Raw genomic sequence first — 23,635 nt, forward strand, 5'->3', positions numbered from 1 at the left:
CCATCGGTCTCCTTCTTAGATTATAAATCTTGCACGGCAATGTTACCATCAACACCTAAACCTTTCCAGTTATCAGTGAATTGCCAGATGGCCACTCCATCCATGGATGGGAAGTAGGCCACATCTGCTGAATAAATCGCCCCACTTGTTGGGTATGAAGCTACCCAAAGAGAATTTGGATAAGCACTGATCACGGAACTCGTATTAACATTATTACGTAATACATAAGCACCAGAATATAGTAATGGCTTATATCCGGCAGCCGCAACAGCGTTCATAAAGGTTAAGATTGCATTCGTGTTAGCACTAGTTGAGCCTGAAACCACGTTTCCATCACCAGTTTCCCAATCAAGCGCAAGGTATGACCCAGATGGTAAACCGAGAGCCTGAGCTTCAGCAATGGCAAAGTTAGCTTCTGTTTGAGCCGCACTAGCATTGCTTGAGAAAGTAGCAAAATGGTAACCAAGTACGACTTGATTGTTTGCTTGAGCAGAATCAATTTGTGCTTCCGCTTTGGAGTTAACATAGGTGGTTCCTTCAGTTAACTTAACAATGGTGAAGGTTGCACCATTGCTAGCATAACCACTCATATTAGTACCTTGGTAACTTGAAACATCAACTCCATAGGCACCATCGGAAATTCCAACTTTACCCGTATTAACTTTAGTTAATACACCATTGGAATCCGCTTTATAAGTCACACCATCAATTTCAACGGTTTGATTCTTTAATAATGCTCCATAACTGTCGAAGTAATAGGTATTTCCCCAGTTACTATAGAGCTTGTTGGTGTAGCGGACGCCATCTTCATCGAAGTAATAGGTATTTCCCCAATTAGTATAGAACTGATTAGTATAGCGAACCCCATCTTCGCCGAAGTAATACATGTTACCCCAGTTAGAATAGAATTGATTCGTATAACGTACTCCATCTTCACCAAAGTAGTACATATTACCCCAGTTAGAATAGAATTGTTCAGTATAACGGGCACCATCTTCACCAAAGTAGTACATATTACCCCAGTTACTATAGAACTGATCTTGATACATCTTCCCGTCATCACCAAAGTAGTATACCTTACCGTCATTATCGGTATAGAAGTAATCACTTTGCTTTTCGTTATTTACATAATAGTAGGTTACGTCGTCTTCAGTTACCTCACCATTTTTTACCGATGCTGAGGATGTTGAAAATGTGCTGGAAGTAGCGACGGCTAAAGTTAAATGTTGATGAGTAGTTGTTGTTGTTGAACTACTAGCCGTTGTGGATTCGGTCGTGTTAGCAGTATTACTATTATCAGTACTCGTCGTTGAAGTCTGAGTCGTTGAAGTAGTATTAGTGTCTGTTGATGATGAAAGCGTAACAGAGTTGGTACTTGTAGTATTATTACTTACTATAGATTCTGTTTGTGTAGAATCATCAGTAGTGTCAGCATTAGCTTGCGTTTGATTCACAACTGACAGGGTCGTGAATGACAATAATGCCGTTCCAATCGCCATCGTTGCCCATTGCTTACCTTTTTTGAACATCTTAAAACGTTTACTAGATTCCATACTTTCCTCACTTAAAATTTAAGATTTTATTAATGATTTAAATCATATCATACCGGGCATGTATTTCAACGGGCTAATTAAAATGTTACAAATTGTAAAGAAAAAGAATGGCTTAAGCTCGCCATTCTTTTTCATTTTTGAATTAATTATTAAATTCTTGTTGCACCGTTTCTAAGGCCGCAGCAATTACTTGATCCATGTTGTAATACTTGTATTGACCAAGCCGTCCGCCAAAAATAACATTTTTGGCTTGTTCAGCTGCATAATTTTGATACTGTTGATACAACTGATTATTTTTATCGTTATTAACTGGATAATAAGGTTCATCCCCACGTTGCCAATCAGCCGGGTACTCACGAGTAATCACCGTTTTATTCTCATCACCTTTGCCAAATTCAAAGTGCTTATGCTCAATAATTCGGGTATATGGTGTTTCAGCATCCGTATAATTGACCACGGCGTTTCCTTGGTAATTGCCTTCATCCAAAGTTTCGGTTTCAAACTTCAAGCTCCGGTATTCTAATTCGCCTAGTTCATAGTTGAAGAATTGATCAATCATCCCCGTGAAAACGACTTTCGGAAATTTCTCAAGGTATTGATCTTTTTGATCGAAGAAGTCCACACCCGTTTCAACATCAATTAAATCACTTGCCAACATTTTTTCAACGATTTGAGTATAACCACCCTTAGGAATTCCTTGATGGTCATCATTGAAATAGTTATTGTCATAAGTTAATCGTACCGGTAACCGCCGAATAATGAAGGCTGGCAATTCAGTTGCTTTCCGCCCCCATTGTTTCTCAGTGTAGCCCTTGATTAACTTTTCATAAATATCGCGACCAATTAATGAAATTGCCTGTTCTTCCAAATTCTGGGGTTCTTTCCCCGCCATTTCTTGACGTTGTTCATTAATCTTATCGATCGCTTCTTGCGGCGTCCGCACCCCCCACATTTCGCTAAAGGTGTTCATATTAAATGGTAGGTTATACATTTTACCATTGTAATTAGCCACTGGACTATTCGTGTAACGATTAAATTCCGCAAACTTTTGGACATAGTTCCAAACTTCTTTATTAGAGGTATGGAAGATATGTGCGCCATATTGATGAACTTGAATACCAAATTCTTCTTTAGTATAGATGTTACCAGCTAAATGGTCACGTTTTTCAATCACCTTGACGCGCTTACCACGTTGAGCGGCTTCATATGCGAAAGTTGCCCCAAATAAGCCGGCACCAACTACTAAATAATCATATTGTGTCATAAGTTAATCCCCTTATTAAATTAAATTCTTCCAAGTAGTGATTGAAAAAGCTAAGACCATCCCGACTAATAAACCGACTGCAGCTCCCAAGAGTGCATACTTTTTAGCTGACGGTGATGTTTGACTGGTGGCATCACTTGTTTTAGCTTTAGCAAAAGTTGAAACCGTCCCCACAGATGGTGACATCTTTGGCAATTCGGTTTGCGCTGCATCAACGACAGCATTAACAATCTTCGTTGCATCCTTTGCTCGATCAGCCCGCACCGAAACGTCTAATACCAAGCTTTGATCAACTGTTTTTACTCGAATCATCGATTGGATTTCACTAGCACTGTACTTCTTTTGTAACTTCTTTGGTAAAGTCTTACGGGCAGCATTAGCCACATCGATGCTATCCAACATTCCTTTATAGGTTTTCGTTAAACTTAGATCCGCCTGAACCTGTTCATTAGCGGTTGAGTCATTGTAACCATGGGAAATCATCAAGGAACGATCTGCTACATAAGATGTATGTTTTTTGTGCTCAGCATAGAAGCCACCAGCTAAGCCACCAATAATCGTAATGACCAGGATCACGATTAAATTTTTCCAAACGACTTTGCTAATATTATTCAAGGTTATTTTATTTGACATAATTATCTCCACTTAATTTGTGTTTCACCCATTCGATTTGCGGAATTAGGGCTAGAATAAAAACATTATAGATTAATTGCAATGAGTGTGGTTCAACCATCGAATTGATCGCTACCAACATTACAATTGCCGATAAAATATATTTCCGCTGAATTGTATTAACTAAGGCGATAAATGTCATCGCAACAATAAACAGCAAAAATATGACAATTCCCCACAGGAGCAACATCCGGACAAAAGAGGAATCAATATAAAAATAATCAGCACTTAAACCAAATTGATTTTGATTAGCAAAAGCCTGTCCCTTAGCTCCACCAAAAGCTTTTTCTTGGATGTATCGGCCAAAAATATTGGGATCATACATGCTAAATGCCTTCTTACTCAAGCCTAAGCGCCCCGATAAAAGCTCATTAAATTTTCGATAAATTTGGTTATGATCATCGAAAAAGTAAGACCCCGTTAACGTGATTACAGCCAGCACCGGGGTCGCAATCCACCAAAATGACGAAATTATTTGCGCATACCGCTTACCATTAGCTGCTCGTTGCGTAATCCACATAACAGGGATCATTAACAACATTGCATAAAAGTCTAACCGGGTATTGGTGTACTTCATAGTTACAAAGGCTACAATTGCGATGCCTAGATAATCAAGCCAACCAAGCTTGCCAAAACGAACGTAACAATAAGCTAAGGCCGAAAATAAAGCATGCGAAGCGACGTAGGTTGTGTAAGCCATCCCAAGTCCATACCGGTTTGGCCGCAGTGCTGACGTATAGACGAGATTGGGCACGATGTGGACAAGTGAAGTCACAGCAATTATAACTAGAAAAGTAACCGACAAATATAGATACCACCGGGCTACTTGTTTAAAATCGATTCCACTAGCTGCTAAAACAAAAACCATGGTAACCATTAATTCTGGATAGCGGGAAGCTCGCCAAGCAATAACACTAAAGAGAATTAATCCAGTAATGAATAGCTTTGTAGGCCAGCGCCAGCGGTCCATAACATAAATTTTAAAGATTAAAATCGGAATCGCTAAATAAGTTAGCAAACGCAACTTGGACCAACTAATATAATTAGTATATAAAGAATCAATCAGGAAAGCGGGAATAAAATAGATCGCAAAGGCTAATAAATATAGTTGAGCACCGGTAATGGGGGTATTCCAAATTTTTTTCAGCTTGGTTTTCATTTTTAATCCCCTATCGGTGTCCAATTAATTTCCGCTTTAAGAAATTTCCGCCCTTTTTAAACCAGTTCGTGGATTCCATAAAAGCATACGGAATTTCTTTAACTCGATATTCAGCATGAACTTCCAACCAAATATCTAAAAGGTGCTCACTTAAAAAGCCATAAACCCGCTGTTCATATGGCGTGAAGGTCGAAACATCCGTCTGTGCTTCAACCTTCCCTAACACGTCAAACATCCACTGACTGAACTGATCAAGCGGTTCTTTTTTCATAATGAACATATTAAACATATGTCCCCAGGTTCGTTGCATTACCAAATCAAAGGCCGCCCCATATTCGGGATAATCCCTTTTGATTACCTTTTCCATAGTTTCAAAAGGCGCATGTTCATGGGCATGCAAATACTGGGACCGGTTCGTCTCAATCCAGTAGTGTCGGCGCTTAGGTAGTAAAACATCATATTGCTCTAATAAAGCCGCCACCTCGGCCCCAGAGATCACATCTTGCATCTTTCGACCTGGTCGACTCATGAAGTGCCGCCGATAATGGACTAAACCCATCGCATCAACATCCAGATTCTTCCATCCCCAGTAAATAGCCGTCAGCTCATTGTAATGAGGATTCTTTACCGAGATATTCTCCCCTTGATCATCACCTTGATAGGGTAACTGCCGGTCTGGATGTAAGGCTTGCCCCACCGCAACCGGTAAATAAACCGGATCGGTTGGCATTTGGTAATTCTTATGGGTTGCAACTAAAATTTTAATCTTCATATTACTCTCCCAGGACTAATAAGCCCCTTCGCTAGTAAAGATACTAATAATGTTTTTAAACATTATTTTGAGGTCAAACCAATACGAAGCTTGATCCACATAACTCAATTCTAGATCACAGCGTTCGGGATAACCGATATTACTCCGACCGCTAGCCTGCCAAAGGCCCATAGCCCCTGGTTTGACCGATAGAAACTTCTCAGCCCGATCACCATAGATCTTCACCTCTTCGGCGACGACCGGCCGTGGACCAATGATGCTCATTTCCCCACGAATGATATTGATAAATTGGGGGATTTCGTCTAGCGAGGTCTTGCGTAGAAAACGCCCCGTCCGAGTAATCCGCGGATCCTCTTCCGGCTCCAATTTATAGTTATTAGCCACATACTTAGCATACAATTCTTGGTTAGCATGCAGCACTTGATCGGCATCGACAATCATCGAGCGAAATTTATAAATTTTAAAAGGCCGTCCATATTGACCAATCCGCGTTTGTTTAAAAAAAACCGGTCCCTTATTATCACCGTATTGGCATTTAAACCAAACCGCTAAGAATACTGGACTAAAACAAACTAAGGCCACCACCGATAAAATAATATCGGTTAGCCGTTTAAAAAACAGATAGGACGGTTTTTGTTGAAACTTGTTTTCTGTTTTCATAAGTACTTTCTCAAATTTTAAAATGAACTCACTGTTACATAATACCAGTATTTCAACTTCAGCAAAAGTCATTTTTTAGAATCGCGTTCTGCTAGCCAACGATCAATCGCATCTAAGTCAAACCCCTTTCGATACAATGCTTGTTTAGTCTTCATTTTTCGCTCATAGAGATTTTCATAGCGCCGATTGCGTTGCCAGATTTTTTCACCACTGGTTGCTAACAATGATGCTTGTTGATCTTCATCGTTGACTAGAACTAGGTCTTCTTTAAGTTGATTATATAGATCACTGGAATAGCCATTAGTCATCAAACCCTGGCGCACTTTTTCTTCCTGGCGCCGAGTGGGTTCATGACGATAACGTTGCACTAACCGTTGGGCGAGCTTTTGAGCATTCTCGAGTTGGTTATTAAGATCGAATTGCTCTAAAGCCTGATCAATCACTAATTCTCCCACCCCTTTTTGACGCAATTTTTGACGAATGACTTGGGGACCTTTCAATTCGGTATGCATCACCGTCCGCACATAACTATCCGCGTAGACTTGATCGTCTAACAGTCGGTTAGATCGCAAGTGCTCCATCACGGGATCAATCATTTCGGGTGGTGTTTCAAGGTCGATTAATTTTTGCTTTACCTCGGCTTCCGTGCGTAATTGATGTGACAAATAATCCAACATCCGCCCATAAGCTTTGGCAATTTGATCGTCCTTAGTGATTTGTTCGAGCGTCGCTGTATCTAATTCCAGATCTTTTGCTAAGCGATATTTAATTAAGACACTTTCGGCGACGGGGAAAGCATACTGGCCATTTAAGTAAATGTTATAGCGCCCTGGTCGCTTTTGTGCTTCGATTTTGGTAATTTTTTTCATTTTCACCCTGACAGATTCTTTGCTTCAATCGATGTAAGGTATGTAAGCATTGGCCAATGCTTACACAGAAAGATTCAAGGAGATTATATCATGCAACATACCTTTTCAGCGAATAAGCTTCAATTAACGGCATCAACAGTCACCAAGAAAAGTCCATTCGGCGGACCTTTGCTAACTTGGTCGAAAATATTGACGATGCCAAATTGCAAAGCTTCTTAGCCGCCCTTAAGACATTGACGGGTGATAATGTCACCGATGTTCAACTGAGCACCGTTTCCAAGATTAGTGAATAAATTTAGGAGGTTTCTGATGAAAGTATTAGATTTAGTATTTAAGAGTAACTTAAATAAGGTCCACACCTTAAAATTAAACTACGTAAATGAATCCCTGGACGAAGCAACGGTCAAAGCCGCCATGCAAGCCATTGCTGACGCCAAGTTATTTGATAAGCAGGGCGAGGAATTATACGCCGTGCCAGTTTCAGCCAAATACGTTACCACGACAGACGATGTGATTGTTAAGTCCTTCTAGTCGAAAGCCCGTTTCCTACTCACCTAGGAAACGGGCTTTTTGTAACTTACACTATGGGTAATATACGGTATAAGTTCCCATTTGTTTATGATTAAATTTGTTTATTGATGAAGTATCAATTCCAACATTATTTTGAACAATATAAGTCCTATGATTATTTGCTTTTAAATAATGTGTTCTTTGAACAAATCTATATTTTCCATAATAACTAAAATACATAAATTCCGACGATGGTAATTTTTGCCTTGTTTCATAAAAATAGTGTGGGCTTGGATGTGTATAAAACAACACAAATGGATATGTTGTAACATATGAACTGGCAATTGTAGTATTACTATATCCTAGTTTATTATTAAATTTTAAAGCTCGTTCAAAGTCAGATGAAATTTCATTTCCACCATTTTTTAACGTTGGAGCATTAGTTACCAAGTACGATCGACAAAAAGCTATAAACATAACAACTAAAAAAGAAAACAAAGGCTATTCTAGCATTTTAGTATTGAAAATAGACATGATACCGATACATCCAAAGTAAAGAATTGGAATGAATATTGCATTGAGGTGAGTATAATTCGGATGAATGATTAAGAATGTTGGAATTGAACTTATTAAAAGTAACAACATATACCAATCAAAGCTAGAAAACTTCCTTTGAACTTTCCTCAAAATCCCTATAAATGCAAAAATTAAGAAAAATGGATAGAAAGGTCCAAACAACGGTAAATCAATTTTGGTCAATCCATCATAACCTGAAACCAAAATAGTGGTGGAGTTAATTATATTTTTACATATAGCACTTAATAATGGTCCATCTCCAAAAACGAACTGTGATGCTCCCCTTGAAACAGCTAGTTTTGTAATTGTTAATCCGAAAATAGATAATTGATGACGACTAACATAATTAACATACATGAATATAATTAGTGGCCAAACTATTAATACAATAATTAAAGCTCCAACTACTAGCAGCTTTAGTCTTACTTTTTTTGAAACGTACAGCCACCCATATATTAAAACTGTGGATGTCGCAAGAAAAATCCAATTACTGGAATAACAATAAGCACTAATTGCAGTAAGAAAATTAAACAGGATAAACATTAACGTCCTTTTTATTCCCGTTTGGATAAGAAATAACAAAAAGGACGCACTTGAAAGTACCATTAATTGTGGAAAAAGATTACTCTCCACTGCCCATCGACTAGATGTCATCAACGCTGGGCTTAAAAAAATTATTCCCATTAAAACTATAATGCGCCAATTAGAGAATTTACTTCTGATTAATGCGTACAAAAAATAAAAGGCTCCAGTTACACTTATTAAGACCATCGGTAATCGATATGAAAACACAGACAACCCCAAAAATTTTATAAATGGAATAGTTATATAAGGGTACAAGGCATTCATTCCTGATCCCCATGAGTACAGGTAAATTGGCAAATGATTAAGCTGTTGATCAACGCCATAATTCAGAATTGACCAAGCATTATACCCACCTAAAGCCTCATCAAGATCTAGTCCCATTGTCGTCCAAAATTGGTAAAAGCGCGTCATTACAATTAAAATAACTTCAGCTAACAATATGATCTGAAATATTTTTGAACGATTTTTCAGATCAGTAGCTAAAAAAGCTATAAGATATAACATTACAGCAACTATAACTGAGAATATAATGCTCATAATTTAATTCCCCAAAAAATAAAATTTAACCATTAAATTTTACCACCCTAATAAAGAAAATGGTTGATGAATTTAAAGCCCGTTTCCTACTCACCTGGGAAACGGGCTTTTTTGCGTATAAAAAAGCCAGACCATTTCTGATCTGACCTTAAAATATTAATTAACTTCAATCAACCCATAACAACCGTCATTGCGCCGATAGACAATGCTTGTACCATTTGTATCAGCATCTTCGAAGACGAAGAAGTCATGACCTAACATATCCATTTGTAATACGGCTTCTTCAGAATCCATTGGCTTCAAAGAGATTTGCTTGGTCCGTACGATCTTTAAGTCGCTAACTGGTTCTTCATCGTCCACCGTGTCCACAAATTCAAGGTCCTTCAAGCCCTTTTCCCGAGCTTTCCGGTTAACCTTGGTCTTGTACTTACGAACTTGACGTTCCAACTTGTCAGTGACTAAATCAATACTTCCATACATGTCGTTTGAAGTTTCTTCCGCCCGTAAAGTCAAGTATGGCAATGGAATGGTAACTTCCACCTTGTAAGTTTTGTTGGAGTATACCTTCAAGTTGACATGTGCTTCAGCCGGCACATTTTCTTCCAGGTATTTTTCTAACTTACTTAAGCGCTTTTCTACATATTCACGAATGGCGTCTGTAACTTCGATGTTTTCGCCACGAATGTTAAACTTTAACATGTTACTCTCTCCTTTCAGACCAAGTCCCTTTCTGAAGACTCGGCTGATATCAGAAGGACCACTCTTCTCATATCCTTATATTTATTATAATCGAATTAAACCGGTTTCACAATTCATTTTCATAAGTCGACATCCCGATTATTTAGCTGGCTAAGGTCACACTTTGGACATCTTGACACCCAGCTTGGCGCAATAATGCCGCCGCATGATAAAGGGTCCGCCCAGTCGTGTATATATCATCTAATAATACGATTCGATCACTTGCTAGCGAAGCTGAACACATTAAGACAAACGGCTGGGGTGTAGCTAACCGTGCTTGACGCCCTTTTGAAGATTGCGGTTGCTTATCTGCTTGCAGGTGGCCCAACAATTCACATAGCGGTCCATTATATAAGGCCGCCGCTTGATTAAAACCCCGCGTCATTAAAGTATGTGGCGTGGCCGGAATTGGGACGACTAGCGTTGGTTGCAGTGACTGGATCTTCTGGGTGATTCCCTCTTGAAAAACTTGGTGCAAGCGATAATCACCCATAAATTTATATTGACACATAAAATCCTTCATAGCCCGATCATAGTGATATAAGCTGTGATTTTTAAGCACCCAGCCATATTCATTTTGCCAGAGCTGACAATCATTACAAAGTCCCTGGTCACAGGGGCGCCCACAACCTTGACATCCATTTTGAGTCCGTGGACGAAAACGCTTTTGACAATCGGGACATAGCGATGGTTCTTTCGGTACCGGACCAAAGAGTAACTGACTTAAAGGAACTTGATACTGAATGTCTTGGTGACACAATAAACATTTTTTCATTGATAATGTCGCCCCCGTCGATTCATCTGCTTGATTTGGCGTTGGGCCTCTTTAACATTTACTGCCGGTTCTTGAACCCAAAAGGTCACATCCCCTCCCGGCCGCTCGCTGGAACGGCCCACTCGTCCCGCAATTTGAACAAGGGCCGAGGCGGAAAATACTTGATCATCTGCCCCAAGCACAGCCACATCAATTTTCGGAAAGGTCACTCCCCGTTCTAAAATCGTCGTAGTGATTAAAAAGTCATATTGATGATCACGCATCGCTTGAACCTTTTCTAAACGTTGGGGGTCGGCCGCATGGACTGTGGTAAACCTTGCTTGATGAATTTGTTCTTTAAAAATGGCTTCTACATATGCTAAATCAGCCACATGCGGGACAAAGATGAGCATTTCCAGCTTTCCCAAGCGTTGCTTAATCCATTGAATCAGTGATTTTGGTAAGCGATGTCGCCAACGCCCCGCTCGTTTAACCTTAATCTCTGGCAACAAATGGCCATGATAACGTAAAGGTAAGTATGACACCTCTAATTGATGTTTTTTAATCTGTTTAAAAAGCGCTGGCCCAGGTGTTGCCGTCAAATATAAAAGTCCACCCGTCGGTTTAATCGCTTGGTGAGTGGCATAGATCAATTGTTCATTCGAAGCGTACGGAAAGGCATCAACTTCATCAATGATCAAATTATCAAAGGCTTGATAGAACCTTAACAGCTGGTGCGTAGTACAGATCGTTAATTGCCGATAGTGATACTGTTCCGGTTGTCGACCGTGTAATAAGGCAATCTTTGTATTAGCAAACGCTTCTTGAAGACGTGGGTACAATTCTAAACAAACATCTACCCGCGGTGACGCAATGGCAAGCCGTTCGCCTCGTTTTATTGCTGCCGCAAGACCCGGAAATATCATCTCGGTTTTGCCCGCGCCGGTGACCGCCCACAAAAGGCGATGATCGTGATGAGCCATACTAGCTGCCACTTCTTGAGCAGCCATTTTTTGTAGAGGTGATAATTGACCTTGCCAAGTCAAAACGGTCGGGGGAATTTCAAATTGATTTGGTTCGGGAAGATGGTAAAATTTAGCTAATGTACTGACTCGGCCCAAATTGATACAAGCTGGGCAATAATACTGGTGATGAGGTAGAGCCGCATCGGGCTTTTTGATAATCTGATTACAACGGCGACAACGAATCGTTGTGGACCGAATCTCAATTGGGTCTATAATTTGAATTTCACTTGGTAAATTATCCATCTCACATGGGTAAGCCAACACTTGGCGCCCATAATAGTGACTTACTTCCATCCGGTTCACCTCCACCCAAATATACGTAGAAATGAGGATCCCATGGCAAACATTTTTTTAACGATTAAAACTGATACTAGTCACGAACTCGTGATCAAAAAATCGCGCTTTATCTGTCATTTAAAAAAGATTGCCTCTGAAGAAGAAGCACGTGAATTTATTAGCGCCATTGGTCAAGCGTATCGGAAAGCCAATCATAATTGTTTTGCCTATTTAATCGGTGATCATGATGAAATCCAACGTGAAAGTGATAATGGTGAACCTAGCGGTACTGCAGGAGTCCCGATTTTAGAAGCTTTGCAAAAGCGTGGTCTCCATAACGTTTGTGCCGTCGTGACTAGATATTTTGGCGGCATCAAGTTAGGCGCGGGGGGCTTAATTCGCGCCTATAGTAACGCTACTTCTACGGCAATCGAGGAGGCTGGCATCGTTCAACGGATCACGCAAACAATTTTATCTATTGAGGTCTCATATAAACTACATGATCAGTTACTTTATTATTTACAACAAATCCCCTTGGAAATTGCAGATGAATCCTACGCGGTAAATGTAACCACTCAAGTTTACGTTGATAATGATCAGATTCAAACGGTCATCGATGATTTAACAAGTCGTTTTAATGATCAACTAACCTTAACTCCTGGTGAAGAACGCCAACATGAGGTTCCTTATAATGAATAAAAGAAAACCCGGTACTCGTGTAAGGAGTATCGGGTTTTGTGTATTCTGACATAATATGCTCTGTCGCAAAACTATTTTAATATATTCAAATTTAATATTATTTATTCAAGTGATAATTATAAGACGAGACAATCACATTTTCACGAGAATTTAAAATTGTCCGCAAGCGCAAACTGGTTTGGTTATGCAAGATTCGCTGCCATGGCTTTCGTGGTATAAATTGCGGGACCAGCACCGTAACCGAATAGTTACGATCAGCCGCCCGTTTAGCAATAATATCCACAAACCGTACAGTTGGCTGGGCCACAGACCGATATGATGAATGAATATCGACAAAGCGGACATCCGGGAATTCGATCTTAAATTCATTGGCTGTTTTATGCTCTTTTCCGGGATTTTCATCAAATGATACGTGCATGGCAATGACATAATCACCAATCGAACGGGCATAGTTAATGGCCCCTTTGGTGACCCGAGTGACATTCCCGACCAAAACAATCACCGTAGCCCCATCATAATCATGGAGTTGGACCTTAGTTTTCTCGTAAACCCGTAACTGTTCACCGACACTAAGATAGTGTTGATGGATTTTGTAGAACATCCAAATCAACAGGGGCATGATGATTAGGTAAGGCCAGACATTCCAAAAGTGTTGCCAAAAAAGGAAGCAAACTAACGCTAAGGAAATGGCAGCTCCCACGAAATTAATACTTGATTTGGAGACCCAATGACCTTCCCGTTCACGGAACCAATGAATAATCATTCCCGATTGCGATAAGGTAAAGGGCACAAAGACCCCCACCGCGTACAAAGGAATCAACATATTAGTTTCCCCGTGGAAGATCAAGATCATGATGATGGCCCCGACTGCCAAGGCGATGATCCCATTGGAATACCCAAGCCGATCACCCCGATCCATAAAAGCATGGGGTAAAAATTTGTCTTTCGCCATATTAAAAGCCAACATTGGGAAAGCCGAGAACCCGGTATTGGCAGCAACAGCTAAAATCATGGCCGTGGATAATTGGAGTAAATAAAAGGCGACTCCATGACCACCAAAAACGGCCGATCCGATCTGGGAAAGGACGGTCACTCGCCCATTGGGAACAATCCCAAAGTAGAAACTTAAGAAGGTAATCCCGCCGAAGAAAGCAGCCAAGAGCAAACTCATAATTGCTAATGTGTTCGCCGCATTCTTGATTTTCGGTTCCTTAAAATTAGGCACCGCATTTGAGATAGCTTCCACCCCTGTTAAAGAAGAAGAACCAGCTGAAAAGGCCCGGATAAAGAGAACCGCCGACATCCCAGCTACCGGGGTTCCATAATCGGCCGTAGCATTATAAGCGACATGCCCGGTCACAATATTAATCAATCCCCAGACAATCATCACCACAATCATGATCACGAAAAAGTACACCGGAATCGTTAAGAAGTTGGCACTTTCGCTTAATCCCCGAAGGTTTAACATCATAATCGCAATCACAATAATGACAGAAATCGGTACCGAATAAGGTAGCAGACTAGGAATGGCCGAAGTGATGGCTTCCGTCCCGGAAGTTGTCGAAACCGCCACCGTCAACATATAGTCAACCAGCAAGGAGCCACCAGCGATCAGACCGCCGTTTTGCCCCCAATTTTTAGTCGCGACCACATAAGCGCCTCCACCATTTGGGTAAGCGCGAATAATTTGCCGATAAGATAAGGTAATCGCAAATAACAGGACTAAGACAATCCCAGCAATCGGTAGCGAATACCAAATCGCCGCCGTTGATAAAGCGACCAAGGTCGTTGTAATTTGCTCCGTACCATAGGCCACGGACGATAATGCATCTGAAGATAAAAGAGCTAACCCTTTAAATTTGGTTAGGTTAGCTTGACCTTCGTCTAACGTTTTTAATGGTTTCCCAATTAAAAGTCGTTTCAGGTATCTCCACATAATCTTGCCTCTCTTAAAGAAAATTTAAACAAAAGCTATTCTATCACCCCCGAACCATAAAATAAACCTCCAAAGCATCTTTGCCTTGGAGGTTTAATATCAAATAATGTTTATGTTTAATTCTTAAATTACATCATGCCTGGCATGCCGGCACCAGCTGGAGCGGCAGGAGCAGGATTATCTTCTGGCTTGTCAGCAACAACTGCTTCCGTCGTCAATAATAATGATGAAACTGAAGCCGCATTTTGCAGAGCAGAACGTGTTACCTTAGTTGGGTCAACAATTCCGGCTGCAACCATGTCTTCAAACTTGTCTTCAGCCGCATTGTAACCAACCCCTGGCTTTTCGTTCTTTAATTGGTTAACAATAACTGAACCTTCCAAACCAGCATTTTCAGCAATTTGACGAACTGGTGCTTCTAAGGCCGCCTTAACAATGTTAACCCCGGTAGCTTCGTCGCCCGTAGCTTCAATCTTTTCAAGGTCAGCAATGACATTCACAAGGGCAGTTCCACCACCAGGAACAAATCCTTCTTGCACAGCAGCTCGTGTAGCGTTCAAGGCATCTTCAATCCGGTACTTACGTTCCTTTAATTCGGTTTCCGTAGCGGCACCGACCTTAACAACGGCAACCCCACCAGCTAATTTAGCAAGCCGTTCTTGAAGCTTTTCCTTGTCAAAGTCAGAAGTTGATTCTGCGATTGCCTTCTTGATTTGTTCAACCCGTTCAGCAATTGCCGTCTTATCACCAGCGCCGTCAACAATAGTCGTGGCATCCTTAGTAACCGTGACCTTGTTAGCTTGACCTAATTGAGCAACCGTAACATCACTCAAGTTCATGCCAAGATCATCGGAGATCACTGTCCCACCAGTCAAAACAGCAATATCAGCTAATTGTTCCTTCCGCCGGTCACCAAAACCAGGAGCCTTAACTGATACCACATTGAAGGTTCCCCGCATCTTGTTCAAAACAAGGGTTGGTAAAGCTTCACCAGTGATGTCATCAGCGATAATCAAAAGGGAACGACCTTCTTGAACGACGGCTTGTAACAATTCCAAGATGTCTTGAATGTTAGAAATCTTCTTGTCAGTAATCAAGACATATGGATTGTCGAGATCGGCTTCCATCTTGTCGTTATCCGTGACCATGTATTGAGACATGTAACCACGGTCAAAGCTCATCCCTTCAACCACGTCAACACTGGTTTCAACTCCCCGCGAGTCCTCGATCGTGATAACCCCGTCGTTACCAACCTTTTCCATGGCATCGGCAATCAAAGTCCCAACTTCTGGGTTAGCAGCAGAAATAGAAGCGATTTGCGCAATGTCATCCTTGGTCTTAACCTCATGACTCATCTTCTTTAAAGCTTCCACTGCCGTTTTAGTAGCGAGATCAATCCCCCGGCGGATCCCAACTGGGTTAGCACCAGCAGTCACATTCTTCATTCCTTCGTTAACGATGGCTTGGGTTAAAACCGTAGCCGTGGTCGTCCCATCACCAGCAATGTCGTTAGTCTTGGAAGCAACTTCAGCGACGAGCTTAGCCCCCATGTTTTCGAAGTGATCTTCTAATTCGATTCCCTTGGCAATGGTAACCCCATCGTTAGTAATGGTAGGTGAACCATAGCTTTGTTCCAAGACCACGTTCCGTCCCTTTGGACCAATCGTGGTCTTAACAGTGTCCGCTAACTTGTCAACCCCGCGTAACATCGCAGCCCGGGCATCTTCAGCAAATTTAAGTTCTTTAGCCATTTCTTATCTACCTCGATCTCTATAATTAATCCACTACCGCAACTAGGTCGTTTTCATGAACAACTAGGTACTTATCACCGTTGTATTCAACTTCACTTCCGGCATATTTGTCAAAAAGGACCTTGTCGCCTTCTTTAACACTTAGTTCCCGGACTTGACCATTGTCTAAAGCCTTTCCTGGGCCAACAGCCACTACCGTTCCCGTCGTCGGCTTGTTTTTAGCGTTGGATGCTAAAACAATTCCTCCAACAGTTTGTTCTTCATCTTCAGCCTTTAAAACAACACGATCTCCTAATGGTTTTAACACGGTGAATCCCTCCAATAAATTAAAAATTGTCTATTTTGATTAGCCTAGGTGATCACTTTTAGCACTCTCATCACCTAAGTGCTAATTACAAGTATTACTATAACACCTTAAATTTGAAATGCAATGATTTTGTCTGACTAATTTTGACCAAATAAAAAACAACCCTACTAGGTTGTTTAAATCGTTGATTATTCAGGCTGATCTGGATTGGACTTGTCTTTTATGAAATCCCATAAATACCGTCGCTGTTGAACTTTCCCCTCCACCAGCACCTGGGTGGTAGCATTGATCGTGGCCCCAATCATCACAATGATTCCCGATAAATCGAGCCAAATCATCATGACAATAAAAGCCGAAATCGTTTTATAAGAGGCAATTTGGGTATTAAAAAGCACCCCATAATAGGTTAAGAGCCGAGCTAAGCCCATTAACAGGAAAGTCGCTACCAAAGATCCTAAAGCCACAAAACGTAAGCGAACCCGTGCATTCGGCACGAAATAATATAAACAAAGTAAGCCCACAAAAAGGCCTATAAAGGTCACGGGATACCGATAGGAAGCAAACTGATGAATGTAGCGCGTATTAAAATTTAAAATTGGCTGTAAATTCCGCAGAATTGGTTCCCCCAACCCATACAGGAAAACTAAGGTCGCAATGACGACTAGCACCACCAAAATCCACAAAAAGGAAACAATCCGATTCCAAATGGGATTTAAGTCTTCAGCCACCCCATAGGCCGCATTCACATCACGTTGAAAGGCGGCGATCGCCTGACTAGTCGACCAGATAGCAATTACCACCCCGGTCGTCAACAGTCCTCCACTGCCGCGATGTAACAGATCGTAAATCACTGGACTGATTAAATTATAAACGGACGTTGGAATCGCCGTTTCTAAATAACTCAAAACCGTCTTTGCATCTAGCCCGACCATCGGTAAAATGTTACCAACAATTAGAATTGCCGGAAAAATTGATAAAAGGGTGTAGTAAGCTAATTCCGCGGCTGAAGCCGACAAGCGAGCTTTTTGAAAATGATAAAGATAGGTCCGAATAATTCGTTTGACCGTATGGCGGGCGTTACGCATTACCGATCCTCCTTGTTTTAATAATCGTCTTGATAGTTTTCAAGCTTGCCAGTTTAGAGCACGACTAGCTTCCGATCCCAGTTCCAATCTACCTATTTATTTTGATAATGTTGAGCAATTCGTTTGGCCGCTTCAGCATGCGGAGTAAACAGTTCTTCATAATCAGCTAATAAATATTTTGCATCAGCTTGTGGATCTTGTGAAGTTAAAATTTTAGGACCATCATTCGTAATAGCAATGGTGTGCTCGTATTGGCAACTCCAACCGCCATCAGCCGTCCGGGCCACCCACCCACTTGGATCACTAGTATCTGCTTCCCAAGTACCGGTATTAATCATTGGTTCAATTGTAATCGTCATGCCGTTTTGCAGGCGTTTACCCTTCCCAGCAATGCCGTAATGAGCTACCATCGGATCTTCGTGCATCGTCGGTCCAATGCCATGACCAACAAAATCCCGAACGTCTCCATAACCATGTTCATCTTCGGTAAAATGCTGAATAACCGCCCCAATATCGCCGAGCCGCTTGCCAACTTGAGCCGCATCAATCCCTAAATACAAGGATTCTTTAGTGACCTTCATCAAGTCTTGAATCTGCGGACTCACTTGACCGACCGCATAACTCCAACAGGAGTCGCTAAAGGCCCCATCGTATTCAACTACCGTATCAACCTTAACCAAATCCCCTTCTTGAAGAACTAGTTCTTTACGCGGAAAGCCATGGCAAATTTCATCATTCACACTGACACAGGTGGCATATTCATACCCCTCAAAACCAATTTGAGCAGCAACTGCTCCCCGATCTTGAAAGTATTCCCGGGCGAATTCTTCAATTACCCAGCTTGAAATGCCTGGTTTAATAATTTCACGCATTCCAGTATGCATACCCGCTAAAACCGCACCAGAAGCTTCCATATCATGAATCTCACGCGGTGATTTCAAACTAATCATTTTCGACTCCTTCTTTCCATTAATGTAAATAGTATACCACTTACAAAACATGCTATACTATGACAATGAATTATTAGTCGAAAAGAGGAAATAAACATGACGAAGGCCTTAGTGGTTTTTGCAACCATCACTGGAAACAATGAAGATGTGGCTGATATCATTACCAGCACTTTTGAAGAACGGAATATCAACGTTGAGATGACAGAAATTACCTTAGCTGACGCCGCCGATTTTGCCGACGTTGATATTTGCGTCGTTTGCCCCTACACATACGATGAAGGCGCTTTGCCTGATGAAGGGCTCGACTTTTACGACGATTTGCAAGAAACCGATCTAAGTGGCAAGGTTTACGGAGTTGCTGGTTCTGGTGATACCGAATACGGTGATGACTTCTGCGTGGCGGTTGATAAATTTGCTGAAGCATTCGAAACTGCTGGAGCCACTAAAGGAGCCGACCTCGTTAAAATTAACCTTAGTCCGGAAGGCGACGACGTCATCCAACTCGAAAAAATGGTCGATCAGTTAATTGCTCAGGTGAAATAAGCCATGCTAATGGAATTATTTAATAAGTATAAATCGATTATCGCTTACCTCTTCTGGGGCGTCGTCACCACCATTATTAATATCGCTTCTTATCAGTTAATGATCATGTACACTCACCTGGGAGTAACAGCCGCCACCTCAATTGCCTGGTTCTTATCTGTTTTTGTAGCCTATCTAACCAATAAGGTTTGGGTTTTTGGTTCCCATTACACGACGGTTAGTGATTTCCTGGTCGAATGTCTGCGCTTCTTTTTCTATCGGGCTCTCACTTTGATCATTGACCTCGCATTTATGAATATTGGGGTTCACGTTTTTGGCTTTGATAGTGATTTGCAACAATTTATCCTTAAGGTCATTGATAATGTCATTGTCGTCATTGCCAACTATATCTTCTCCAAGTGGTTAATTTTTAAAGACAATCGTGATATTGCTGATAAATAATCGGGATTAGGTTCCCGGTTTTTTTATCGCCGAAAAAGTTATACATAGTTATACAAAAAGATGACAACGATATAAAAAGGATCCTCAGCAAATAATACTGACGATCCTATTTTTATATCATCGCTATCAATAACAAAATCACATCAACGATCACAAAGAGCCAGGTAAAGCTCGTCACTTGATCATCCCGCAAGCGATTTAACCAAACGTGAGCAAAACCGATCCAAATGATCATCAGGAGATAGCCCCACCAGGAAATGTGAAACAACAACCAACCAACTAATAATAAGGCTAACCAAATTAGCCCAGTTACCAGCCGAAAGTTTTTCTTTGACATCGTGTCACCCCACTTTCGGCTTAATTATAGCACTAATATATCTGTAATTTAATAGCCCCATCCGGAATCGAACCGGAATCGACCGCTTAGGAGGCGGGTGTACTATCCAGTTATACTATAGGGCCAAAAAAGGACTGTGACCATAATACCATATTTGGTCCAGTCAGTCCGATTTTAATTTTGCGCTTTGCGCCGGTGCTTAAGACGGATCCCCTTATTTTTTCGATTCTTCTTTTTACGGGCTTTCAACGGCGTCGATTGGGTTGTCGACCCCTTTGGGTCCTTTGTCACAGAAGTAGATTTGTCCTTTGAGCTTGATTGAACTAATTCCTTTACTTTTTCCTGGTCCATGACCCGCTGCTTAGCAATCGTCATTGGTTTTAGCACATAATCAGTTTCTGCCAAAAGCTTCTTTAAATCCCGAAAATCATGATCATTTCCTAAGTTAATAACCGTGCCAGGCTCGCCTTGACGACCGGTTCGACCGGTTCGGTGGACATAAGCATCGGCCGAATTCGGTAATTCAAAGTTTACCACCGCCGGTAGTTTGGGGATATCTAAGCCCCGGGCAGCCACATCTGTAGTTAATAACAATTTCACCTGTCGTTTGCGAAACTTTCGAAGCATTTCTTCACGTTCCGTTTGCCGTTGTTTACCACCTAAACTAGCTACCGGAACACCCGCATGCTGCAAACGACTTGCCGTGTAATGTAAGGTCTTAATACTAGTAAAGAACACAAAGGCCCGAAAATTTTTTGTGTGACTCAAGCGTTCCAACATGCCTGCCTTATCGCTCATCGTGGACGCTTTCACTAAACCGTGATTAACGGGCCCGCGACTGTGATCATCCGCTCGAACATCAACTACGCTAAAGTCACGATCAAATAGGTCCCTTAACTGCTCTATCAGTTCCCCACTCGTCGCTGAAAATAGGGCTAACTGAGTCTCTTGAGGAACCACTTGAATAACTCGTAAAACTTGATCGTGCGAATCATCCGTTAAGAGTTCGTCCGCTTCATCAACTACTACGGCGATCACACGATGTAACTTTAAAATGCGTTCATCTAATAAATGATTTACGCGCCCCGGCGTGCCAACCACCACTTCTGGATGACCTTTTTTCAACCGCTCTGCCTGCCGTTTTAAGTTGGCCCCACCGGTTAAAGATTGAATGCGTAGGCCAAGCAAACTCCCCCATTCTCGCAAGACCTGGCTTGTTTGAATCGCTAGTTCCTGCGAAGGTTCTAAAACCACTAATTGGACCCCTTGTTGCGGCATTAATTTGGGCAATAAGGGCCAAGCAAAAGCTAAGGTCTTACCCGAGCCGGTCGGAGCGATCCCAAGCAGATCTTGATCTTGAAGCAGGGGTTGAAAAACCTGCTCTTGAATTAAGGTCGGTTCTTCAAAACCACGCTCTTGAAAATGTTGCTGAAATCTGTCATTTAATTGCATGTGCTTAACGATTATTGTCGGCAGGGAAAGTCAAATCAGCTGATTCCCGCAAGTTGAACATTACCATGTTAACGGTCCGTGCAAGTTCAAACCACTTCTTGTAAAGGGCTGCTTGAACTTCATCATTTGGATTCTCAAAGAGATTAGCAAAGTCGTTTAATTCGTCCACCATGGAGTTTTCATAATACTTAGCTGATAGTTCATGTGCTTCCTTGTTGGCATCAAAGTAAGTTACCTTGGTAGTATCAAAGATACTGTCGTAAACCAAGGTGTCCTTCAATCCATAAATTTCGGAAACTAAGTGTGAGTTGGCCGTCTTACCGAAATTCAAAGTGACACTAAAATTATCATATGTTAATAAGGCCGTGCCTAAGCCATCGACACCACTCTTGACCATCGTTGGGAAGTAAACCACGCTATTAGGAGCCCCAAATAAGGTCACGGAAGCATAGACCGCGTATACCCCGAGATCCATTAAGGCGCCTCCAGCAAATTCGGGCGTGAAGATATTTGGATAAGGTTTCTCGCCAGCCAAAACCTTATCATACCGGGATGAATATTTCATCACCGTAAAGTTCGCCCCTTGCACAGTTTCCATCTTCGCTAATTGATTTTCCGATTCATGGAAGAGTCCTGTGTGGATATGACGAGCAGCTTCCACTAGACGCGCTTTCGGATGAGCTTGCAATAAGGATTCAATCCGACTAAATTCTTCGGGGTTAACAAAGGCCGGCTTTTCCAAAATGACAAATTTGTCGTTTTCAATGGCCAAGCGAACTTGTAGATAGTGCACACTATTAGGCGAAGCAATGTAAACGACGTCAAAATCCCCCTCGTCAAAGAAACTTTCTAAATCATCAAAAAATTGCGTAGCCCCATATGGCTTTCCAAATTCCTTCGCTCGTTTGGTAGTTCGGGAATAAACGGCTGTTAGTTGATAACGTCCCGATGTTTTAGCGGCATCTAACATTTGATCGGTAATAATATTGGTTCCAATAATTCCTAGTTTTAACATAAGATTGACCCCTTTTCGTAATTCTAAAATCCATTTTACCAATTATTGCAAAGTTTTAACAGAATTGAAATCTTTTAATAACATAAACTCATTAAAAAAAGGGTATATTAGTATATATCAAAATCCGACTTACCATGGGGTCACGAAATATGAGAAAAAACAGCCTATTAGTATCTAGCATTGGCTTAGTCGCCGGAATTTCTAGTTCGCTAGGTTTCACCCAATTGAAACGCAAAATCAAACCATTAACTTCTTTGCCCGTTTTATATGCTGGAAATTGGAAATATGTTGATGGCACTCGGAATCGTACGCACACAATTTCAATTTCACCAAAACTAAATCTTACAATTGATGATCAAGCGATTCCAGCTAATGTAGAACACATTAACAGCCAGGAATTAACCTTTGTGGATAAATTTGGTTACCGAATCACCATCCAAACCAATCAAGAACGGCCGGTTAAATTAATCGATGAAGCTGATGATCAAGCCTACAATATTGAACCCCTCTAAACGATAGTGATTTAACTATCGTTTTTTCTTTAATGTCGGTATAATTAACATGATTGTTATAGCTATTTATGCGAGGTAGAGAATCAATGATTAAGTCACTTGCCGTCTATTGCGGTGCCAACCCTGGTCATAATCCAGAATTCATCAAATTAGCCCAGCGCTTTGGTCAAGAACTAGCCGACCACCAAATTAGTCTCGTCTATGGAGGTGGTCAATATGGCATGATGGGGGCGGTCGCCAATTCGGTTTTAGACCATGGTGGTCAAGTCCATGGCGTAATTACCCGAGAACTATATGACCGCGGGACTAGTTTAGACCGATTAAGTGATCTCCAGATTGTCCCCAACATGGATATCAGAAAAGATAAGATGATGAATCTAGCCGATGGACTGATCGCCTTGCCGGGGGGCTTAGGAACTTTAGAAGAAGTTAGCGAAGCCTTTTCATGGACTGCCATTGGAGATAATGCTAAGCCAGTCGCCCTCTTTAACTTCAACGGTTACTATAATCCCCTCAAAAGTATGCTGGGTAAGATGCAAGTTGCTGGCTTTGCGGAACGCGATTTTGTGGAATCAATCGGCTTTATTGCAACTTTTAATGAGCTGCTTGATTTCATGGACAACTACCAAGCCCCCGCTGTTCGGACCTATCGGTAAC

Annotated in this window: 26 protein-coding genes and 1 tRNA gene; 7 read left to right on the forward strand and 20 right to left on the reverse strand. The window is 41.4% G+C overall.

Going from position 1 to position 23,635, the window contains the following annotated elements:
- Nucleotides 1-20: 20 nt before the first annotated feature.
- From PS3_RS10890 to recX, 7 genes are all read right to left on the reverse strand, one after another.
- Complete coding sequence (locus PS3_RS10890; RefSeq protein ID WP_050950897.1) at nt 21-1,553, reverse strand: GH25 family lysozyme; 1,533 nt, start codon at nt 1,551-1,553, stop codon at nt 21-23.
- 142 nt (nt 1,554-1,695) lie between these two features.
- On the reverse strand, nt 1,696-2,817 hold the full coding sequence (gene glf / locus PS3_RS07745) for a UDP-galactopyranose mutase (protein WP_007122562.1): 1,122 nt from the start codon (nt 2,815-2,817) through the stop codon (nt 1,696-1,698).
- Between the two features lie 15 nt (nt 2,818-2,832).
- A complete protein-coding gene (locus PS3_RS07750; RefSeq protein ID WP_007122563.1) occupies nt 2,833-3,450 on the reverse strand; it encodes a YveK family protein in 618 nt (205 codons plus the stop codon).
- Nucleotides 3,440-4,648 (reverse strand): hypothetical protein, encoded by a 1,209-nt coding sequence (locus PS3_RS07755; RefSeq protein ID WP_040468688.1) that lies wholly within the window; start codon nt 4,646-4,648, stop codon nt 3,440-3,442. Before PS3_RS07755 ends, PS3_RS07750 begins: the two co-directional genes overlap by 11 nt.
- A 10-nt stretch (nt 4,649-4,658) precedes the next feature.
- Complete coding sequence (locus tag PS3_RS07760) at nt 4,659-5,420, reverse strand: DUF4422 domain-containing protein (RefSeq protein ID WP_007122565.1); 762 nt, start codon at nt 5,418-5,420, stop codon at nt 4,659-4,661.
- A 15-nt stretch (nt 5,421-5,435) separates the two neighbouring features.
- The gene (locus PS3_RS07765) at nt 5,436-6,080 is read right to left on the reverse strand and encodes a sugar transferase (RefSeq protein ID WP_007122566.1); all 645 of its coding nucleotides are present in this window, start codon (nt 6,078-6,080) and stop codon (nt 5,436-5,438) included.
- Between the two features lie 68 nt (nt 6,081-6,148).
- A complete protein-coding gene (gene recX, locus PS3_RS07770) occupies nt 6,149-6,949 on the reverse strand; it encodes a recombination regulator RecX (protein WP_040468690.1) in 801 nt (266 codons plus the stop codon).
- A 155-nt stretch (nt 6,950-7,104) separates the two neighbouring features.
- Here recX and PS3_RS10910 point away from each other — a divergent pair, with 155 nt between their 5' ends.
- Both PS3_RS10910 and PS3_RS07775 read left to right on the forward strand, forming a co-directional pair.
- Entirely contained in the window at nt 7,105-7,242 is a 138-nt protein-coding gene (locus tag PS3_RS10910; RefSeq protein WP_459560689.1) for a DUF1659 domain-containing protein, read from the forward strand.
- A gap of 16 nt (nt 7,243-7,258) precedes the next feature.
- Nucleotides 7,259-7,480, forward strand: coding sequence for a DUF2922 domain-containing protein (locus PS3_RS07775; RefSeq protein WP_040468692.1), 222 nt, complete (start codon nt 7,259-7,261; stop codon nt 7,478-7,480).
- A 480-nt stretch (nt 7,481-7,960) separates the two neighbouring features.
- On the opposite strand, the gene PS3_RS07780 is transcribed toward PS3_RS07775, so the two are convergent.
- From PS3_RS07780 to PS3_RS07795, 4 genes are all read right to left on the reverse strand, one after another.
- Nucleotides 7,961-9,157 (reverse strand): hypothetical protein, encoded by a 1,197-nt coding sequence (locus tag PS3_RS07780; protein ID WP_050950898.1) that lies wholly within the window; start codon nt 9,155-9,157, stop codon nt 7,961-7,963.
- Nucleotides 9,158-9,313: 156 nt separating this feature from the next.
- Nucleotides 9,314-9,856, reverse strand: coding sequence for a ribosome hibernation-promoting factor, HPF/YfiA family (hpf, locus tag PS3_RS07785; RefSeq protein WP_007122568.1), 543 nt, complete (start codon nt 9,854-9,856; stop codon nt 9,314-9,316).
- 142 nt (nt 9,857-9,998) lie between these two features.
- Nucleotides 9,999-10,670: a ComF family protein gene (locus tag PS3_RS07790; RefSeq protein WP_007122569.1), complete on the reverse strand. Its 672-nt coding sequence runs from the start codon at nt 10,668-10,670 to the stop codon at nt 9,999-10,001.
- The gene (locus PS3_RS07795) at nt 10,667-11,968 is read right to left on the reverse strand and encodes a DEAD/DEAH box helicase (protein WP_007122570.1); all 1,302 of its coding nucleotides are present in this window, start codon (nt 11,966-11,968) and stop codon (nt 10,667-10,669) included. Before PS3_RS07795 ends, PS3_RS07790 begins: the two co-directional genes overlap by 4 nt.
- Nucleotides 11,969-12,010: 42 nt before the next feature.
- Here PS3_RS07795 and PS3_RS07800 point away from each other — a divergent pair, with 42 nt between their 5' ends.
- Nucleotides 12,011-12,649, forward strand: a complete 639-nt coding sequence (locus tag PS3_RS07800) for a YigZ family protein (RefSeq protein WP_007122571.1) — start codon at nt 12,011-12,013, stop codon at nt 12,647-12,649.
- A gap of 97 nt (nt 12,650-12,746) precedes the next feature.
- Here the strand turns inward: PS3_RS07800 and PS3_RS07805 are convergent, their stop codons facing one another.
- The 5 genes from PS3_RS07805 to map all read right to left on the reverse strand — a co-directional run bounded on the left by PS3_RS07805 (nt 12,747) and on the right by map (nt 18,678).
- Entirely contained in the window at nt 12,747-14,585 is a 1,839-nt protein-coding gene (locus PS3_RS07805; protein WP_007122572.1) for an APC family permease, read from the reverse strand.
- 128 nt (nt 14,586-14,713) lie between these two features.
- Nucleotides 14,714-16,336 carry a chaperonin GroEL gene (groL, locus tag PS3_RS07810; protein WP_007122573.1) on the reverse strand — a complete coding sequence of 541 codons (1,623 nt, stop codon included), beginning with the start codon at nt 16,334-16,336 and terminating at the stop codon, nt 14,714-14,716.
- A 25-nt stretch (nt 16,337-16,361) separates the two neighbouring features.
- The gene (gene groES, locus PS3_RS07815) at nt 16,362-16,643 is read right to left on the reverse strand and encodes a co-chaperone GroES (protein WP_007122574.1); all 282 of its coding nucleotides are present in this window, start codon (nt 16,641-16,643) and stop codon (nt 16,362-16,364) included.
- Nucleotides 16,644-16,831: 188 nt separating this feature from the next.
- Nucleotides 16,832-17,728 carry a YihY/virulence factor BrkB family protein gene (locus tag PS3_RS07820; protein WP_007122575.1) on the reverse strand — a complete coding sequence of 299 codons (897 nt, stop codon included), beginning with the start codon at nt 17,726-17,728 and terminating at the stop codon, nt 16,832-16,834.
- A 92-nt stretch (nt 17,729-17,820) separates the two neighbouring features.
- Nucleotides 17,821-18,678, reverse strand: coding sequence for a type I methionyl aminopeptidase (gene map / locus PS3_RS07825; protein WP_007122576.1), 858 nt, complete (start codon nt 18,676-18,678; stop codon nt 17,821-17,823).
- Between the two features lie 96 nt (nt 18,679-18,774).
- Between map and PS3_RS07830 the strand changes: the two genes are divergently transcribed.
- Together PS3_RS07830 and PS3_RS07835 are read left to right on the forward strand one after the other, a co-directional pair.
- On the forward strand, nt 18,775-19,221 hold the full coding sequence (locus tag PS3_RS07830; RefSeq protein ID WP_007122577.1) for a flavodoxin: 447 nt from the start codon (nt 18,775-18,777) through the stop codon (nt 19,219-19,221).
- 3 nt (nt 19,222-19,224) lie between these two features.
- Complete coding sequence (locus PS3_RS07835; protein WP_007122578.1) at nt 19,225-19,662, forward strand: GtrA family protein; 438 nt, start codon at nt 19,225-19,227, stop codon at nt 19,660-19,662.
- A gap of 112 nt (nt 19,663-19,774) precedes the next feature.
- Here PS3_RS07835 and PS3_RS07840 read toward each other — a convergent pair whose 3' ends face one another.
- From PS3_RS07840 to PS3_RS07855, 4 genes are all read right to left on the reverse strand, one after another.
- Nucleotides 19,775-19,999 carry a hypothetical protein gene (locus PS3_RS07840; RefSeq protein WP_040468694.1) on the reverse strand — a complete coding sequence of 75 codons (225 nt, stop codon included), beginning with the start codon at nt 19,997-19,999 and terminating at the stop codon, nt 19,775-19,777.
- Nucleotides 20,000-20,051: 52 nt separating this feature from the next.
- A tRNA-Arg gene (locus tag PS3_RS07845) sits at nt 20,052-20,124 on the reverse strand.
- 49 nt (nt 20,125-20,173) lie between these two features.
- On the reverse strand, nt 20,174-21,451 hold the full coding sequence (locus tag PS3_RS07850) for a DEAD/DEAH box helicase (protein WP_007122579.1): 1,278 nt from the start codon (nt 21,449-21,451) through the stop codon (nt 20,174-20,176).
- Between the two features lie 4 nt (nt 21,452-21,455).
- Entirely contained in the window at nt 21,456-22,466 is a 1,011-nt protein-coding gene (locus PS3_RS07855) for a Gfo/Idh/MocA family protein (protein WP_007122580.1), read from the reverse strand.
- A 149-nt stretch (nt 22,467-22,615) separates the two neighbouring features.
- Between PS3_RS07855 and PS3_RS07860 the strand changes: the two genes are divergently transcribed.
- Nucleotides 22,616-22,978: a DUF4828 domain-containing protein gene (locus PS3_RS07860; protein WP_007122581.1), complete on the forward strand. Its 363-nt coding sequence runs from the start codon at nt 22,616-22,618 to the stop codon at nt 22,976-22,978.
- Between the two features lie 86 nt (nt 22,979-23,064).
- Nucleotides 23,065-23,634: an LOG family protein gene (locus tag PS3_RS07865; RefSeq protein ID WP_007122582.1), complete on the forward strand. Its 570-nt coding sequence runs from the start codon at nt 23,065-23,067 to the stop codon at nt 23,632-23,634.
- Nucleotide 23,635 lies beyond the last annotated feature (1 nt).

It is taken from the genome of Limosilactobacillus gastricus PS3, from assembly GCF_000247775.1.
Lineage (GTDB): Bacteria > Bacillota > Bacilli > Lactobacillales > Lactobacillaceae > Limosilactobacillus > Limosilactobacillus gastricus_A.

What these genes read in the sequence shown, in the direction of transcription:
- PS3_RS10890 (WP_050950897.1), bottom strand. Translation starts at nt 1,553, where the DNA reads ATGGAATCTAGTAAACGTTTTAAGATGTTCAAAAAAGGTAAGCAATGG.
- glf (WP_007122562.1), bottom strand. Translation starts at nt 2,817, where the DNA reads ATGACACAATATGATTATTTAGTAGTTGGTGCCGGCTTATTTGGGGCA.
- PS3_RS07750 (WP_007122563.1), bottom strand. Translation starts at nt 3,450, where the DNA reads ATGTCAAATAAAATAACCTTGAATAATATTAGCAAAGTCGTTTGGAAA.
- PS3_RS07755 (WP_040468688.1), bottom strand. Translation starts at nt 4,648, where the DNA reads ATGAAAACCAAGCTGAAAAAAATTTGGAATACCCCCATTACCGGTGCT.
- PS3_RS07760 (WP_007122565.1), bottom strand. Translation starts at nt 5,420, where the DNA reads ATGAAGATTAAAATTTTAGTTGCAACCCATAAGAATTACCAAATGCCA.
- PS3_RS07765 (WP_007122566.1), bottom strand. Translation starts at nt 6,080, where the DNA reads ATGAAAACAGAAAACAAGTTTCAACAAAAACCGTCCTATCTGTTTTTT.
- recX (WP_040468690.1), bottom strand. Translation starts at nt 6,949, where the DNA reads ATGAAAAAAATTACCAAAATCGAAGCACAAAAGCGACCAGGGCGCTAT.
- PS3_RS07775 (WP_040468692.1), top strand. Translation starts at nt 7,259, where the DNA reads ATGAAAGTATTAGATTTAGTATTTAAGAGTAACTTAAATAAGGTCCAC.
- PS3_RS07780 (WP_050950898.1), bottom strand. Translation starts at nt 9,157, where the DNA reads ATGAGCATTATATTCTCAGTTATAGTTGCTGTAATGTTATATCTTATA.
- hpf (WP_007122568.1), bottom strand. Translation starts at nt 9,856, where the DNA reads ATGTTAAAGTTTAACATTCGTGGCGAAAACATCGAAGTTACAGACGCC.
- PS3_RS07790 (WP_007122569.1), bottom strand. Translation starts at nt 10,670, where the DNA reads ATGAAAAAATGTTTATTGTGTCACCAAGACATTCAGTATCAAGTTCCT.
- PS3_RS07795 (WP_007122570.1), bottom strand. Translation starts at nt 11,968, where the DNA reads ATGGAAGTAAGTCACTATTATGGGCGCCAAGTGTTGGCTTACCCATGT.
- PS3_RS07800 (WP_007122571.1), top strand. Translation starts at nt 12,011, where the DNA reads ATGGCAAACATTTTTTTAACGATTAAAACTGATACTAGTCACGAACTC.
- PS3_RS07805 (WP_007122572.1), bottom strand. Translation starts at nt 14,585, where the DNA reads ATGTGGAGATACCTGAAACGACTTTTAATTGGGAAACCATTAAAAACG.
- groL (WP_007122573.1), bottom strand. Translation starts at nt 16,336, where the DNA reads ATGGCTAAAGAACTTAAATTTGCTGAAGATGCCCGGGCTGCGATGTTA.
- PS3_RS07820 (WP_007122575.1), bottom strand. Translation starts at nt 17,728, where the DNA reads ATGCGTAACGCCCGCCATACGGTCAAACGAATTATTCGGACCTATCTT.
- map (WP_007122576.1), bottom strand. Translation starts at nt 18,678, where the DNA reads ATGATTAGTTTGAAATCACCGCGTGAGATTCATGATATGGAAGCTTCT.
- PS3_RS07830 (WP_007122577.1), top strand. Translation starts at nt 18,775, where the DNA reads ATGACGAAGGCCTTAGTGGTTTTTGCAACCATCACTGGAAACAATGAA.
- PS3_RS07835 (WP_007122578.1), top strand. Translation starts at nt 19,225, where the DNA reads ATGCTAATGGAATTATTTAATAAGTATAAATCGATTATCGCTTACCTC.
- PS3_RS07840 (WP_040468694.1), bottom strand. Translation starts at nt 19,999, where the DNA reads ATGTCAAAGAAAAACTTTCGGCTGGTAACTGGGCTAATTTGGTTAGCC.
- PS3_RS07850 (WP_007122579.1), bottom strand. Translation starts at nt 21,451, where the DNA reads ATGCAATTAAATGACAGATTTCAGCAACATTTTCAAGAGCGTGGTTTT.
- PS3_RS07855 (WP_007122580.1), bottom strand. Translation starts at nt 22,466, where the DNA reads ATGTTAAAACTAGGAATTATTGGAACCAATATTATTACCGATCAAATG.
- PS3_RS07860 (WP_007122581.1), top strand. Translation starts at nt 22,616, where the DNA reads ATGAGAAAAAACAGCCTATTAGTATCTAGCATTGGCTTAGTCGCCGGA.
- PS3_RS07865 (WP_007122582.1), top strand. Translation starts at nt 23,065, where the DNA reads ATGATTAAGTCACTTGCCGTCTATTGCGGTGCCAACCCTGGTCATAAT.